The sequence below is a fragment of the Rhodococcus sp. WS3 genome, from assembly GCF_003797085.1.
Taxonomy (GTDB): Bacteria; Actinomycetota; Actinomycetes; order Mycobacteriales; family Mycobacteriaceae; genus Rhodococcus_F; species Rhodococcus_F globerula.
In genome coordinates this window covers 3,042,598-3,057,833 of sequence record NZ_RKMA01000001.1, presented here as the reverse complement: position 1 = coordinate 3,057,833, position 15,236 = coordinate 3,042,598, and the positions used below count along the sequence as shown (strand labels likewise).

At 62.3% G+C, this 15,236-nt stretch carries 15 protein-coding genes; 9 read left to right on the top strand and 6 right to left on the bottom strand.

The features are described 5' to 3' along the window. Nucleotides 1-83: 83 nt before the first annotated feature. Nucleotides 84-1,016: an oxygenase MpaB family protein gene (locus EEB13_RS13895; protein ID WP_141485474.1), complete on the bottom strand. Its 933-nt coding sequence runs from the start codon at nt 1,014-1,016 to the stop codon at nt 84-86. 147 nt (nt 1,017-1,163) lie between these two features. On the opposite strand from EEB13_RS13895, the gene EEB13_RS13890 reads away from it, so the two are divergent. Both EEB13_RS13890 and EEB13_RS13885 read left to right on the top strand, forming a co-directional pair. Further along, entirely contained in the window at nt 1,164-1,805 is a 642-nt protein-coding gene (locus EEB13_RS13890) for a TetR/AcrR family transcriptional regulator (RefSeq protein ID WP_141485473.1), read from the top strand. Nucleotides 1,806-1,848: 43 nt separating this feature from the next. Continuing rightward, nucleotides 1,849-2,190, top strand: a complete 342-nt coding sequence (locus EEB13_RS13885; protein ID WP_033235895.1) for an Imm51 family immunity protein — start codon at nt 1,849-1,851, stop codon at nt 2,188-2,190. Between the two features lie 62 nt (nt 2,191-2,252). Here EEB13_RS13885 and EEB13_RS13880 read toward each other — a convergent pair whose 3' ends face one another. From EEB13_RS13880 to EEB13_RS13865, 4 genes are all read right to left on the bottom strand, one after another. Beyond that, on the bottom strand, nt 2,253-3,287 hold the full coding sequence (locus tag EEB13_RS13880) for an aspartate-semialdehyde dehydrogenase (protein WP_033235894.1): 1,035 nt from the start codon (nt 3,285-3,287) through the stop codon (nt 2,253-2,255). Nucleotides 3,288-3,293: 6 nt separating this feature from the next. Further along, the gene (locus tag EEB13_RS13875; protein ID WP_019746567.1) at nt 3,294-4,559 is read right to left on the bottom strand and encodes an aspartate kinase; all 1,266 of its coding nucleotides are present in this window, start codon (nt 4,557-4,559) and stop codon (nt 3,294-3,296) included. A gap of 49 nt (nt 4,560-4,608) precedes the next feature. Further along, nucleotides 4,609-4,845, bottom strand: a complete 237-nt coding sequence (locus tag EEB13_RS13870) for a hypothetical protein (RefSeq protein ID WP_233364838.1) — start codon at nt 4,843-4,845, stop codon at nt 4,609-4,611. A gap of 112 nt (nt 4,846-4,957) precedes the next feature. Continuing rightward, the gene (locus EEB13_RS13865; protein ID WP_141485472.1) at nt 4,958-5,326 is read right to left on the bottom strand and encodes a hypothetical protein; all 369 of its coding nucleotides are present in this window, start codon (nt 5,324-5,326) and stop codon (nt 4,958-4,960) included. Nucleotides 5,327-5,597: 271 nt separating this feature from the next. Between EEB13_RS13865 and leuA the strand changes: the two genes are divergently transcribed. Both leuA and EEB13_RS13855 read left to right on the top strand, forming a co-directional pair. Then, nucleotides 5,598-7,406 carry a 2-isopropylmalate synthase gene (gene leuA / locus EEB13_RS13860; RefSeq protein WP_033235892.1) on the top strand — a complete coding sequence of 603 codons (1,809 nt, stop codon included), beginning with the start codon at nt 5,598-5,600 and terminating at the stop codon, nt 7,404-7,406. Nucleotides 7,407-7,613: 207 nt separating this feature from the next. Continuing rightward, entirely contained in the window at nt 7,614-7,994 is a 381-nt protein-coding gene (locus EEB13_RS13855) for an SHOCT domain-containing protein (protein ID WP_033235891.1), read from the top strand. A 72-nt stretch (nt 7,995-8,066) separates the two neighbouring features. Here EEB13_RS13855 and EEB13_RS13850 read toward each other — a convergent pair whose 3' ends face one another. Further along, the gene (locus EEB13_RS13850; RefSeq protein ID WP_033235890.1) at nt 8,067-8,960 is read right to left on the bottom strand and encodes a LysR family transcriptional regulator; all 894 of its coding nucleotides are present in this window, start codon (nt 8,958-8,960) and stop codon (nt 8,067-8,069) included. Nucleotides 8,961-9,032: 72 nt separating this feature from the next. On the opposite strand from EEB13_RS13850, the gene EEB13_RS13845 reads away from it, so the two are divergent. The 5 genes from EEB13_RS13845 to EEB13_RS13825 all read left to right on the top strand — a co-directional run bounded on the left by EEB13_RS13845 (nt 9,033) and on the right by EEB13_RS13825 (nt 15,210). Next, nucleotides 9,033-9,974 carry an EamA family transporter gene (locus EEB13_RS13845; RefSeq protein WP_141485471.1) on the top strand — a complete coding sequence of 314 codons (942 nt, stop codon included), beginning with the start codon at nt 9,033-9,035 and terminating at the stop codon, nt 9,972-9,974. Between the two features lie 25 nt (nt 9,975-9,999). Then, nucleotides 10,000-11,253: a Mur ligase family protein gene (locus EEB13_RS13840; protein ID WP_141485470.1), complete on the top strand. Its 1,254-nt coding sequence runs from the start codon at nt 10,000-10,002 to the stop codon at nt 11,251-11,253. Then, nucleotides 11,246-11,959: a type 1 glutamine amidotransferase gene (locus EEB13_RS13835; RefSeq protein ID WP_033235887.1), complete on the top strand. Its 714-nt coding sequence runs from the start codon at nt 11,246-11,248 to the stop codon at nt 11,957-11,959. The genes EEB13_RS13840 and EEB13_RS13835 overlap by 8 nt, the downstream gene beginning before the upstream one ends. Nucleotides 11,960-12,065: 106 nt before the next feature. Next, nucleotides 12,066-12,749: an IclR family transcriptional regulator gene (locus tag EEB13_RS13830; protein ID WP_141485469.1), complete on the top strand. Its 684-nt coding sequence runs from the start codon at nt 12,066-12,068 to the stop codon at nt 12,747-12,749. A 157-nt stretch (nt 12,750-12,906) separates the two neighbouring features. Beyond that, nucleotides 12,907-15,210: a cytochrome P450/oxidoreductase gene (locus EEB13_RS13825; protein WP_141485615.1), complete on the top strand. Its 2,304-nt coding sequence runs from the start codon at nt 12,907-12,909 to the stop codon at nt 15,208-15,210. Nucleotides 15,211-15,236: the final 26 nt, after the last annotated feature.

Below are 15,236 nucleotides of genomic sequence, written 5' to 3'. Positions count from 1 at the left end.
GAAAACGTCTCAGGCACAACAGAACACGGCCGAGCACCGCATCGAAGGAGACCTCGATGCGGTGCCAAAAGCCGTGGGTTCAGTCAGACTGCCTGCGGAACTTTGGTGATGCGCGGGAATCGCTCCCGAATTTCCGCCGGCGTGACAACCCTCGGGTCGAGGGGTTGCTCGTTACGCAGGTGGCGCTCCAGCACCTTGCCGGTCATCGGCGCAATGACTTTCAGAGCAGCGGTCATATTCTTCGGCGAACTACCCACACGCACGGCAGTTCGCACGGCCGGTGCAATTGCCTTGTCCAGCAACGCCGGTTGATCGAATCCACCCATGGTTCGCATCCAGCCAGGCAATGTCGCAATTGTTGCCGGCGCGACCAATCGGCTGAAAGTCGCGAACTTCGTTTCCCCCTGCGCCCTGGGCGTTCTCAGCAGATAGTGCATCGCTCGGTTGGCACGTTCGGAGGTACACAATCTGGGCCTGACTTCTGCAAAGTACTCACGTACCTCTTCGCGGGAGCCTGGGACGTCGGATGCCTTGCATGTCTGCAACTGCGCGGCAACTACACATTCCTCCCAGTACCGCTGCTCTTCGACGGCAGAAAGTGGACCAGGACCGTACATTTCGTAGCACTTGAGCACCGAATGCCAACCGGTCACATGGATCCAGAGTTGCGAGGCCGGATTGTTTGCACTGTAACGAGTTCCGGTGATCGGTTCGATGCCCGTGGCCTGAGCATGAACCGTCATGAGATGGTCGGACAAGGCCATCGCCGTCCGCCCATCGGCGGTCGCGACGGTCAGGAAGTATGCCAGTGTTCGGTCGAGTCGCCCCGCTGGATCACTGTAGATACCACTCATATCTGCCACCGCCGCGGCAAGGAAGGGGTCGAAGTGCTCGAGCACCACCGACCGCTGGAAGCCGATCAATGCTGTCGGCGCGGCCCAGATCTTCCAACTGGGTGATCCTGGGCCGAAGAAGCCGTAATCCTCGCGCGGTCGATCCATAGCCAGTCCAGACATTCGAGGTCCCCTTCATCTCTGCCGCCCCACCAACCACCATTGAATACAACGCCACCGTAACAATTGCGGACGCCGAATACAACGGTTGCGTATTATTCACGAAGAAGTGGCAGGCAGATTAGGGTGGGAGCGGAGGTGAGGCACACGATGACCAGGTCACAGGCAGACACAACGGACACACCGCGACGCAAATACGCCCCTCGCATGGCGCCGGAGCAACGACGCGAACAGCTCCTCGACGCAGCATTCGAGATCACCGGCCGCGTTGGCCTGCACAACCTCAGCATGGAATCCGTCGCTGCCGAAGCCGGCGTCGGCAAGCCTGTCCTCTACACGATTTTCGACACCAGGACCGATCTCGTCGCCGCACTCCTACGCCGCGAGCACGAGCGAGCCATCACTCAGGTGCTCGAAACCATGCCGACAGATCTGAGCGAGCTCGGCCCAGCGGCGTCATACACCGGGACCGTTGGCGCCTTCGTCGACGCCGTACTGGAGAACCCGACGCGCTGGCGCCTGATTCTGACGTCTGTCGAGAACGCCCCCAGCGAGTATCACGGCTTGCTGAAGCTCTCTCGCGGAGCTGTCTTCGCCCGCGCCGAAGAACTGGCGCGCGCCGGGATTGCCCTCGAACCGAAGCTTGAGAACCTTGATCCGGTCCTCCTCGCACACACGATGATGTCGTTTGCCGAAATGCTCGGACGACTGGCCGTCAGCGACCCCGAAACGTATACCCGAGAACGACTTTCCACCTTTGCCGTTGCGCTCGCCCAGTCGGTCGGGCGTTAGCAGACCACTGAAACCTGTCGGTCGGATCTGCTTCAATACACGCATGACATCACCATCGATCGAACCGCTGCAGCTCTTCGAAACATCTCCCGGAAACTGGTCACTGATGCTCACCGACCAGCACTTCGGCAAGGTGGCAGCGGTATTCGAGCAGGTAGAGGGCTTCGAAGGTTCCGGCTACGACTGGGCTTCGGTGGCCCATGCAGTGGTGGGTCGCGACGCACCACATCTGGAGGGCCGATTCGGCACCGATCCCGAAGCGGGCATGTTTGTTGCGTACGGCGGCGACCACGAAGCTCTTGGTGAACTCGGTGTGCTTCTCGCCAAGGCGTATTCGGATGCCGAGTACCTCGGCGGACTCGTCGCTATTTCCGAACTCGACTAGAACTCCCTATCGAAACGACATCGGCCCCACACCTAGGTGCGGGGCCGATACCGAACAAAGGACTAGCCGACCAGCAGCTCGGCAATCTGAATCGTGTTGAGCGCGGCACCCTTACGCAGGTTGTCGCCCGAGACGAAGAGCGCGAGTCCGCGGCCTTCGGGGACACCCTCGTCCTGACGGATGCGACCGACCAGCGACGCGTTGCCACCGGCGGCGGCGAGCGGCGTCGGAACCTCGACCAGCTCGACGCCCGGAGCGTCGGCCAGCAGTTCCTTGGCGCGAGCGACCGAGAGCGGGTTGGCGAATTCCGCGTTGATCGCGAGCGAGTGCCCGGTCACGACGGGTACGCGCACGCAGGTGCCCGAAACCAACAAATCGGGAAGCCCGAGGATCTTGCGGCTCTCGTTGCGGAGCTTCTGATCCTCGTCGGTCTCGCCGCTGCCGTCATCGACCAGCGAACCTGCCAGGGGCAGGACGTTGAACGCGATGGGGGCGACGTAGTTGTTCGGGGCCGGGAAGTCGACAGCGCTGCCGTCGTGAACCAGCTTCTCGGCGTCACCGACAACGGCGCGCACCTGGCCGAGGAGTTCCTCGACGCCGGCGATGCCGCTACCGGACACAGCCTGGTAGCTGGAGACGATCAATCGCTGCAGACCGGCTTCGTCGTGCAGAACCTTGAGCACCGGCATCGCTGCCATGGTGGTGCAGTTCGGGTTCGCAATGATGCCCTTGACCAGGTTCTTCGCGTCCTGCGGGTTGACCTCGCTGACCACGAGGGGAACCTCGGGATCCTTGCGCCATGCGGAAGAGTTGTCGACAACCGTCGCACCGGCCGCGGCAAAGCGCGGAGCCTGCGCACGGGACAGCGTCGCACCGGCGGAGAAGAGGGCGATGTCGATGCCCTTCAGATCCTCGTCGGACGTTGCTGCGGCATCCTCGACAACGATCTCTTCGCCGCGGAACGTCAGCTTCTTACCGGCGGAGCGTGCCGATGCAAAGAACCGCACCTTGTCCGCGGGGAAGTTACGTTCTTCGAGCAGAGTGCGCATGACGATGCCGACCTGACCGGTCGCACCGACAACAGCGATTGTTGTCATCAGAAATTACCGTCCTGTTCCTGCGTGTACTACAGCTTCTTCGTCGCCGCCGAGACCGAAAGCGGCGTGGATAACGCGCACGGCGTCGTCGAGTTCGGTGTCCTTGACCAGCACGGAGATGCGGATCTCGGAGGTCGAGATGAGGTCGATGTTGATGTCGGCCTTGGCCAGTGCCTCACAGAACGTGGCCGTGACGCCCGGGTGGCTCCGCATTCCGGCACCGACCAGGGAGACCTTGCCGATGTGGTCGTCGAACAAGATCTGTGTGAAGCCGATGTCTTCCTGACGCTTGGTCAGGATCTCGACGGCGCGGGGGCCGTCGGCGGTCGGCAGCGTGAAGGTGATGTCCGTCTTGTTGGTCTCCACCTTGGAGATGTTCTGCAGCACCATGTCGATGTTGATCTCGGCATCGGAGACAGCGCGGAACACCTTGGCAGCATGTCCCGGCGTGTCCGGCAATCCGACAACGGTGATCTTGGCTTCGCCGCGATCGTGCGCGACTCCGGTGATCAGGGCCTCTTCCACAGGAATGTCCTCCATCGATCCGGACACGATTGTTCCGGGCTTGGTGGTGTATGACGAACGGACGTGCACGGGCACGTTGTAACGACGGGCGTACTCGACGCACCGGAGCATGAGCACCTTGGCACCACACGCTGCGAGTTCGAGCATTTCCTCGAAGGAAACCGTCTCGAGGCGGTGAGCGTCGGGGACGATGCGCGGGTCGGCGGAGAAAACGCCGTCGACGTCGGTGTAGATCTCGCACACGTCGGCGTTGAGCGCAGCTGCCAACGCAACGGCGGTTGTGTCCGAGCCACCGCGTCCGAGCGTCGTGATGTCTTTACTGTCCTGGCTGACGCCTTGGAATCCGGCGACCAGAACGATCGAGCCTTCGTCGAGCGCCGTGCGAACACGGCCGGGCGTGACGTCGATGATCTTGGCGTTTCCGTGGCTGCCGGTCGTGATGACTCCGGCTTGTGAGCCCGAGAACGAACGAGCCTCAGCGCCGAGAGAATGAATTGCCATCGCAACCAAGGAGTTGGAGATGCGCTCACCCGAGGTCAGCAGCATGTCCATTTCACGGGCCGGCGGGGAAGGGCACACCTGCTGAGCCAGGTCGAGCAGCTCATCGGTGGTATCGCCCATCGCAGACACCACGACGACGACATCATTGCCGGCCTTCTTGGTCTCGACGATCCGTTCAGCGACTCGTCGGATGCGCTCGGCGGTTGCCACCGAGGATCCGCCGTACTTCTGGACGACGAGAGCCACGCGTTTCTACCTCCAGGTCGAAATTGTTTACAGATACCAGAGGTCGAGCTTACCGACGTGGTCCTGGGACTTCCCGACGCGTACTGACCTCGGCCCTTACCTCGGGTTCGGATTCACGCCGGATCAGTTGCGAGATCCCGTTTCGCATTGACGTCGCGGAACGTGAACCACCGGCAACGTAACCGACAACGGCGACAGCAACTCCGCAGGCGAGGAGGATGCGGATGCTGCTGACCAGTGAACTCGCGACGGTGTCGAACACTGCAACAGCCGCATCCGGGGACACGATGTCTTGATTGTGTAAATAATCCCGGCGCACGACAGTCAGCGCCAGGCCGCGGTACTCAACGCACCGGTCACGATCAGGACACAGCAGAGTATCCATCGCGACACTCGGGTCACGGGCGATTGCCGCGAGTGGGCTTGATCTTGGCCGTGATGCGGTGGATACGGAGGTCGTCGGGAGGGATCCGGAAGGTCTCGTGCACGTTGACCGTCATCAGATTCTTGCCGAACAACCCTGCGTCGAGGAGGTACTCGGCTACGACATTATCGCCGTCGACGCTCCATTCCACATCTCGGATCGCACGCACCAGACGAAACTGTGGACCGCCGGACAGGCTGCGCCGCAAGTGATTTCCCGAAAACCCGGTTTTGATCCCCGCCTCGTGTCGCACGGCATCCGGAGCCAGCGGTACTGAATTACCGTCGTGTGAGAGAAGCGCATCGAGGTATGCGCGCGCCACAGCAATTCGAGGATCATCCATGCGATCAGTCGATCATTTCGGAGCACGAAACAACAGCACCGTTCAACGACAATTTCGGCATGTCGCCGATACCCCACCTCATTCGCCGACATTCCAGGAGTAGAGTGCAGTGCATGCAGCGCGCACTCCTTCTTGGTTGCCGCGACGGGGTCTGATCCAGACTGGCCTCCCGTCGCGGGGTTTTGTGTGCGCCGGTCGACCAAGCCTTCCGGACTTTCGGTCTTGACCAACAGGTCATCAGGCCGGGTCCACAATCGTTGGAGATCACCCCATGTCCCCCGCTGACGCATTCACCACCGGCACTCGCATTATCACGCCTCCCACCAAGCCGGCACCGGCCGACCAGCCTGCGTGGAACACGCAGAAGAACTCGTCGATGCCCACGTTCCGTTACCGGCCATTCTCCGAAGAAGTCGAAACGGTCACGCTGCCGGACCGCACTTGGCCGGACAAAGTCATCGACCGCGCCCCGCAGTGGTGCGCGGTGGACCTGCGTGACGGCAACCAGGCCCTGATCGACCCGATGAGCCCGGCGCGTAAGCGTCGTATGTTCGATCTGCTGGTCCGGATGGGTTACAAGGAGATCGAGGTCGGCTTCCCGTCGGCAAGCCAGACGGACTTCGACTTCGTCCGCGAAATCATCGAAGACGGCGCAATCCCGTCCGATGTCACCATCCAGGTGCTGACGCAGTCGCGTCCCGAGCTGATCAAGCGCACGTTCGAGGCGTGTGAAGGCGCTGAGAACGCGATCGTGCACTTCTACAACTCCACCTCGATCCTGCAGCGTCGTGTCGTCTTCCGCGCCGACAAGGCCACGATCAAGAAGATCGCCACCGACGCCGCCGAACTGGTGCTCGCCGAGTCGAAGAAGTACCCGGACACCAACTGGCGATGGGAGTACTCCCCCGAGTCCTACACAGGCACCGAGCTGGAGTACGCCAAGGAAGTATGTGACGCCGTCACCGAAACCCTGGGTGCCACGCCGGCAAACCCGGTGATCCTGAACCTGCCCGCGACGGTCGAGATGGCCACGCCCAACGTGTACGCCGACTCCATCGAGTGGATGCACCGCAACCTGGCTCGCCGCGACTCGGTCATCCTGTCGCTGCACCCCCACAACGACCGCGGCACCGGCGTCGCTGCAGCCGAGCTGGGCTACCAGGCCGGCGCCGACCGCATCGAAGGCTGCCTTTTCGGCAACGGCGAGCGCACCGGCAACGTCTGCCTGGTCACCCTCGCCCTGAACATGTTCACGCGTGGCGTCGACCCGCAGATCGACTTCTCCAACATCGACGAGATCCGTCGTACGGTCGAGTACTGCAACCAACTGCCCGTCCACGAGCGTCATCCGTACGGCGGCGACCTGGTCTACACCGCGTTCTCCGGTAGTCACCAGGACGCCATCAACAAGGGCCTCGACGCCATGAAGATCGACGCCGACGGCCAGAACGCCGACGTCGACGACATCGTGTGGCAGGTTCCGTACCTGCCCATCGACCCCAAGGACGTCGGCCGCAGCTACGAGGCCGTCATCCGCGTGAACTCGCAGTCCGGCAAGGGTGGCGTCGCGTACATCATGAAGGCCGATCACGGTCTGGTGCTGCCGCGTCGTCTGCAGATCGAGTTCTCGCAGTCCGTCCAGAAGATCACCGACGGCGAGGGCGGCGAGGTTTCGCCGAAGGAAATGTGGGACGTCTTCCACGAGGAGTACCTGGCTCCCGTCCGCCCGCTCGAGCGCATGAAGCAGAAGGTCACCGCGTCCGAGGAGGACGGTGGCACTGATGCGATCACCGCGATCGTAAAGGTGAACGGCAAGGAGCAGGAGATCTCGGGTACCGGTAACGGCCCGCTCGCTGCCTTTGTCGACGCTCTGGGAAGCATCAACTTCGACGTTCGCGTTCTCGATTACTCCGAGCACGCCATGTCCGCTGGTGACGACGCTCAGGCTGCCGCATACGTCGAGTGCGCCGTGACCGGCCCCGACGGTCAGAGCACCGTCGTCTGGGGCGTCGGTATCGCTACCTCGATTACGACGGCGTCGCTGCGAGCAGTGGTTTCGGCAGTTAACCGCGCTAGCTAGGACAACTGTTGAGTGTGGCTCCTATCCATTCGGATAGGAGCCACACTTGTCTGAACTTCACATCGATTTTCGATGAACGACGTACGTCCTGAATCGGATATCAAAGAATTCATTACCGTTATTTCATCCTTTGAGGATGATGCGGATGTGGTCACCGCGTGAGATAGTTCATCTCAGACAATTCCGACCTGCGAAATGGGGCTCGACATGGATTCCTTCTGGGATTTCCTCTGGGTGATACTCGTCAGTTTTGCGTTCGTCGCATACCTGATTCTGCTGTTCTCAATCATTACGGACCTGTTCCGCGACCACAAGACTTCAGGCTGGAAGAAGGCTATCTGGGTATTCTTCCTCTTCGTCATTCCCTGGCTCACGGCGCTCATCTACCTGATCGTCAAGAGCGACGGTATGGCTCAGCGCTCCATGGAGGCAGCGCACCAGGTCAAGCAGGCACAGGACAGCTACATTCGTGAGGTAGCGGGTAAGTCTCCCGCCGAGGCAATCGCAGACGCGAAGGCACTTCTCGACGCCGGCACCATTACCGAAGACGAATTCGCCTCCTTGAAGGCCAAGGCTCTGGCAGCCTGATTCATCTTCAGTTCAATTGCAGGTTGCACCATCAAAGCGGGAGCGGCACTAATCGTGTCGCTCCCGTTTTGTTTATTCTCCGACGGCCCGTGCAACGTCGCGGAACGCCGCGAGCACCACTGCGATCGCGGGACTTCGATCGGCGTGCAATCGCGTGGCCAATTCATAGACCCGGGCAGCACGCACACCGGCGATCGGTTTCCTCGACACTGCAGGATGTGTGATCGCGTGCCGCGGCATCAACGCCACTCCGTGTCCGGCGGCGACCAGCTCCTCGATAACCCGGAAATCGTTTATCCGATGTCCGACGCGAGGTTGCACACCGGTAACAGCCGCGACTGACATCAGTACGTCGTCGACCGGAAATCCTCCGCGCACACTGATCCAGTTCTCGTCCACCAACTGATCCAACCGAACCGAATCCTGCTTTGCCAGAGGATGATCCGGCCGCAGCACCAAGTCGATGGGCTCACGCATCAGAGGCTGCACGCTCACCCGCGGAAACGACGTCTCCGCAGCGCGTTCGTCGCGATGGGTGAGGATCACGTCGTGATCGGCCAGAAGCCGCGGCACCGCAGACGCCGGCTGATCCACGTCGCACGCATCGATGTCGACGCCGGACCCTTCGAGTGCCGTCAACACCCTGGGCAGCAGCAGCGCCGCCCCGGACGGAAAGAACGCCACCCGCACCTTGCCTCGCGGCGAACCCCGGTACGACGCCATCTCCGCGTCCGCACGTTCGAGAGCGGCCACCACGTCGTCGGCGCGCAGCACCAACGCACGGCCGGCGTCGGTGAGCCTGAGTTTGCGCCCGTCCGGTTCCAGGAGCGGCACACCGGCCTCGCGGGCGAGGATCTTGAGCTGCTGCGAGACTGCGGACGGAGTCATGGAGAGGGCGTCGGCGGTGCTTCCGACCGTTCCTCTGTCCGCCAGCTCACGCAGCACTCTCAACCGGGTTGCATCCATGTAGAAAAACTACATTAATGGTCCATCTTTATTCGCTTGTCCTGATGCTTTACACAGCTCACGATTAACGACATGACTCCTCGCGACCGCCTTCTCGGATTGACCGTCGCGATCATGTGGGGATTGAACTTCCTGGCGATCCGGGTGGGACTCGACCACTTCCCGCCGTACTTCTTCGCCGCGCTGCGCTTTTTGCTCATCGCGATTCCCGTGATGATCTTCGTGCCGCGCCCTCAGGTTCCGGCGCGATGGCTGTTGCTCTACGGCTTCGGTTTCGGTTTCGGCCAATTCGTCTTCCTGTACTGGGCGATGCACACGGGTATGCCGACCGGTCTCGCCTCGTTGGTCCTGCAGTCGTCCGCTCCCTTCACTGTTCTGCTGGGCGCAGTTCTGTTGCGGGAGAAGCTCAGCGCGTGGCAGGTGTCCGGCATCGGTGTTGCCGTGGCGGGCATGGCCCTGATCGGATGGGATCGCTCGCACCAGGCCGCGTTGTTACCAGTGATCCTGACCCTGCTGGCCGGCTTGTCCTGGGCTTTCGGCAACCTCGGTAGCCGCCTCGCGGCCGCGGGTACCACCGGGGACCCAGCGCCCATGCGCCTGATGTTGTGGATGTGCGTCATTCCTCCGCTGCCGATGCTTGCCCTGTCCGCTGCCGTCGAAGGTCCGAGCACGGGCTGGGAGGCCCTCGGAACCTCGTTCAGTGCCGACGGGTGGCCGGCGCTGATCGGACTCGCGTACATCGTGTTGATCGGCACCATCGCCGGGTCGGGCATCTGGACCATCCTGATGGGACGCTATCCCGCAGGCACGGTCGCACCACTCTCGCTGCTCGTCCCGGTAGTGGGAATCGGCGCATCCTGGCTGTTCCTGCACGAAAATCCCAGCGCATTGTCACTGGTGGGAGCCGTAGTCGTGATCGCCGGGGCAAGCGCCGCCCAGATCCGACGCACCCCCAGGGCCGCTGTTCCGTCGAACACACCCGTACGACAAGCACCTGCACGACTCGAAGTCTGACGGCGCGCTGTGCCAAACTCGGGCCGTGGGAACTGGACTATCGATCACGACACGCGGAAAGCTCGCCCTGCGCGCTGCCGCCACAGCCTCCTGGGCATCGCAGAAAGCCGGCCGCGGCAAGGGCTCCATGATCGGTGGGCTCATCGCCCTCAAGATCGACCCGACGCTGATGACCCAACTCGGACGCGGGAAGCGAACCGTTGTCGTCACCGGCACCAACGGCAAGTCGACAACAACGCGCATGACGGCAGCGGCACTCGCGACGCTTGGTGACGTAGCAACACAGGCCGACGGCGCCAACATGGACGCCGGAATCGTCGCGGCACTGGCAAACCGGATGAACGCGCCGGTCGCGGCACTCGAAGTCGACGAACTTCACGTTCCCCATGTCGCCGACGCCGTGAACCCCGAAGTGATCGTGCTCCTGAATCTGAGCCGCGATCAGCTGGACCGCGTCGGCGAGATCAACATGATCGAACGCAAACTGCGGGCATGCGTCAACGCGCACCCGAAAGCGGTCATCGTCGCCAACTGTGACGACGTGCTGGTCACCTCCGTGGCATACGACGCCCCCAACGTCGTGTGGGTTGCGGCCGGCGGCGGCTGGGCAAGCGATTCCGTCAGCTGCCCGCGCACCGGCGAACCCATCGTGTGGGAGGGAAAGCACTGGCGCAGTACCGGTTCGGACTTCGCGCGGCCCGAGCCGGCGTGGTGGCTCGACGACGACAATCTCTACGGCCCTGATGGCTTGAAGATTCCGATGACGCTGACGCTTCCCGGAAAAGCCAACCGCGGCAACGCAGCTCAGGCCGTCGCTGCTGCAGTGGCCTTGGGCGCGGATCCGGTCGGCGCAGTTGCCGCCGCGTCGACGGTCCAGGAAGTTGCCGGGCGATACAGCACCGTCCAGGTGGGCTCCCATTCCGTCCACATGCTCCTCGCGAAGAATCCCGCCGGCTGGCAGGAAGCACTGTCGATGATCGACCCTTCCGTCGACGGCTTGGTCATCGCCGTGAACGGGCAGGTCCCCGACGGCGAGGATCTCTCCTGGCTGTGGGACGTGAAGTTCGAACACTTCGAAGGCGTCAAGGTAGTCGCAGCGGGTGAGCGCGGAACCGACCTCGCAGTGCGCCTCACCTACGCCGGCGTCGAGCACACCTTGGAGCCGGATCCCTTGCGCGCCATTGCTTCCTGCCCGCCCGGTCGCGTCGAAGTTCTTGCCAACTACACGGCATTCCGCGATCTGAACACCGCAATCGCCAAGGAGACTCGCGATGTCTGATTCGACAGTGCGCATCGGGCTTGTCCTCCCCGACGTCATGGGCACCTACGGCGACGGCGGTAACGCCCTGATCCTGCGTCAGCGCCTGCGCATGCGCGGCTACGACGCCGAGATCGTCGACATCACGCTCAACGACCCGGTGCCGGATTCACTCGACGTCTACGCCCTCGGCGGTGCTGAGGATTCTGCGCAGCGCCTCGCTACCCGGCATCTCGCGAAATACCCCGGACTGCAGCGCGCAGCCGAGCGCGGCGCACCCGTCCTCGCTATCTGCGCTGCCATCCAGGTTCTGGGCAACTGGTACGAAACCTCGAGCGGCGAGCGCGTCGACGGCGTGTCGATGCTCGACGTCACGACCGCACCGCAGGAAAAGCGCTCGATCGGTGAAGTCATCACGAAGCCCTTGATCAAGGGGCTCACCGCACCGCTGTCTGGATTCGAAAACCATCGTGGTGGAACCACTCTCGGCGCCGACGCGTCCGGCTTCGCACGCGTCACGCACGGTGTCGGCAACGGTGTCGGCGACGGCCTGGAGGGCGTCACCCAGGGTTCCGTCATCGGCACGTACATGCACGGACCGGTCCTGGCCCGCAATCCCGAGTTGGCGGACCTGTTACTGATGCGCGCTCTGGGCGTGGACTCACTCGAGCCCCTGCACCTGCCCGAGGTCGATCAGCTTCGCAAGGAACGACTCTCGGTTCGCTGATCTGTAGAGTTGGAGCGCTTCTGCATCCCGGCACTTCTGCTTACCGCACCAGGGCGCCTGGAAACGTAAAGTCGACACGGACCGCCCGACCACGAACAGGACGCCAATGAGTACCCTGCAAACTCTGGATCGTGGGCTGCGTGCGCTCGACATCATTGCCCAGTTCCCGAACGGGATTTCGGTTGCGGACCTTGCTCGTGAGCTCGACGTGCACCGAGCCATCTGCTATCGCATCGTTTCGACACTCGAAGCACATTCGCTGATCGCTCGCATCGAGGATGGACGGATTCGTCTTGGTGTCGGAGCCGCGGTTCTCGGTTCTTGCTTCGAGCCACAGCTCAACCGGGACGGGCAGTCCCTACTCCACTCACTGGCAAACACCACGCGTGCAACCGCCTTCATATCCGTTGCGCAAGGCCAGGATTGCGTTGTACTGATGGTCGCCGAACCCGAAGACACTCTCATCCGAGTGGGATACAGAACCGGCACGCGACACCCCCTCGACAAGGGTGCTGCCGGTATCGCGATATTGGCCATGCGGCCCGACGCTGCGTCTGATTCCGAAGAGGTCAAACGGGCACGCAAGGACGGATACAGCCTGACTGTGGGGCAACTCGAGCACGGCGCCATCGGCATTGCCTCCGGGATTGCACTGCCGGAGAACCTCGGATCGGCTACGAACCTCGAGCGCAGCGTCGGCGTCGTGGCGATCGACGGTCTCGACACCGAACTCGCTGCCCAAGCCGTGATGACCACAGCGCGAGAACTCGAACGCCTCATCTCTGCCTGATCGTTCCGTCGGGGAAATCTTCGCCCGACTGTGTTTTTCAGCCATCTTGACCTTTGAATGTGACCTCACTTACCCTGTGCGAAGTGCGCTCAAAGCACACTATGTGCGCTATTAGTAACTTCACAGTTCAGGACGGTTTATAGAGATGTCAGAAGTCATGAACGGATGCCCGATCGATCATGCGGCTCTTAACTCGGGATGTCCGGTATCCGGAAAGGCAGCCAGCTTCAATCCCTTCGGCGGCGACTACCAGGTGGACCCCGCTGCGTCGCTGCGCTGGTCCCGTGACGAGGAGCCCGTGTTCTTCAGTCCCGAAATCGGCTACTGGGTCGTCACTCGTTATTCGGACGTCAAGGCCGTCTTCCGCGACAACATCCTGTTCTCGCCGTCCATCGCACTGGAGAAGATCACCCCTGTCTCGGAGGAAGCCACCGCCACCCTCGCCAAATACGACTACGCGATGTCGCGCACCCTGGTGAACGAAGACGAGCCGGCGCACATGCCGCGTCGCCGCGCATTGATGGATCCGTTCACACCGGCGGAACTCGTGCACCACGAGCCGATGGTTCGGCGCCTCGTCCGCGAGTACGTCGACCGCTTCGTGAACTCAGGCAAGGTCGACCTCGTCGACGAAATGCTGTGGGAGGTCCCGCTCACCGTGGCGCTGCACTTCCTCGGCGTGCCGGAGGAGGACATGGACGACCTACGCAAGTACTCGATCGCGCACACCGTCAACACCTGGGGCCGACCTGCACCCGAGGAACAGGTCGCGGTCGCCGAAGCCGTAGGCAAGTTCTGGCAGTACGCAGGCACGGTGCTCGAAAAGATGCGCAAGGATCCCTCCGGCCACGGCTGGATGCCCTATGGTCTCCGCGTTCAGAAGGAACAACCGGAGGTCGTCACCGACTCCTATCTGCACTCGATGATGATGGCGGGAATCGTTGCCGCTCATGAGACCACCGCCAACGCATCAGCCAACGCATTCCGCTTGTTGCTCGAAAATCGGAGCGTGTGGCAGGAGATCTGTGAGGATCCCAGTCTGATCCCGAACGCCGTCGAGGAGTGCCTGCGGCATTCTGGCTCAGTTGCCGCGTGGCGCCGACTGGCCACTGCCGACACCCGAATCGGCGACATCGACATCCCGAAGGGCTCCAAGCTCCTGATCGTCACATCGTCCGCGAACCGCGACGACCGCCATTTCGAGAGCGGGGACGAGTTCGACATCCGTCGCGAGAACTCCAGCGATCACCTCACTTTCGGCTACGGCAGCCATCAGTGCATGGGCAAGAATCTGGCTCGTATGGAGATGCAGATCTTCCTCGAGGAGATCACCACACGACTCCCACACCTGGAACTCGTCCCCGATCAGGAGTTCACCTACCTACCGAACACCTCATTCAGAGGTCCGGATCATGTTTGGGTGCAGTGGAATCCGGACGCAAACCCTGAACTCCGCGATGCTTCGATTCTCCTGCGACGACAGCCCGTGAAGGTCGGCGAGCCGTCCAAGACCAATATCTCGCGCACGGTGCGAGTGGAGGCGATCACTCCCGCCGCCGACGGCGTGGTCACGGTGACCCTTTCCGATCCTTCCGGCAAAGCACTTCCGAAGTGGACGCCGGGCGCGCACATCGACATCGATCTCGGCGATCTGACGCGGCAGTACTCGCTGTGCGGCAACCCTCACGATCTGTCCCGCTACGAGATCGCCGTGCGCGAAGAGTCCGAGAGCCGGGGCGGCTCGCGCTACGTGCATCACACTCTCGAAGCCGGAAACACCCTCAAGATGCGTGGGCCCCGCAACCATTTCAAGCTCGATCCGGCTGCCGAGCGCTACGTCTTCGTGGCAGGCGGCATCGGTATCACGCCGATCGTGACAATGGCCGATCACGCCAAGGCCGCCGGCAAGGACTACGAGATCCATTACTGCGGACGCGATGTCGCCACGATGGCGATGCTCGACAGGCTGAATGCCGATCACAGCGACCACCTTGTCGTGCATTCCAGCGCCTTGGGCAACCGTCTCGACATCGCGACAGTGTTCTCCACTGCGACGGCACACACTCAGATCTACTCCTGTGGTCCTGAACGACTGCTCTCCGCGCTCGAGGAGGCTACTGCGCACTGGCCGGAAGACTCGCTGCACGTCGAGCATTTCACCTCGACGCTCGCGACACTCGACCCGTCCAACGAGCACGCGTTCGAGGTCGAACTCCGCGACTCAGGTCTGACAATCCAGGTCGCTGCCGATCAGACCGTCCTCGACGCGTTGCGTGCCTCCAATATCGACATCCCCAGCGATTGCGAGGAAGGCCTGTGCGGATCGTGCGAGGCCCCCGTACTCGACGGCGCGGTGGATCACCGAGACATGGTGCTCACGAAAACCGAACGCGCTCAGAATAAATCGATGATGACCTGCTGCTCGCGCGCCTGCGGACAGAAGATCACACTCGCGCTCTGACCCACATTTCCCCGTTTCTGCCCGAC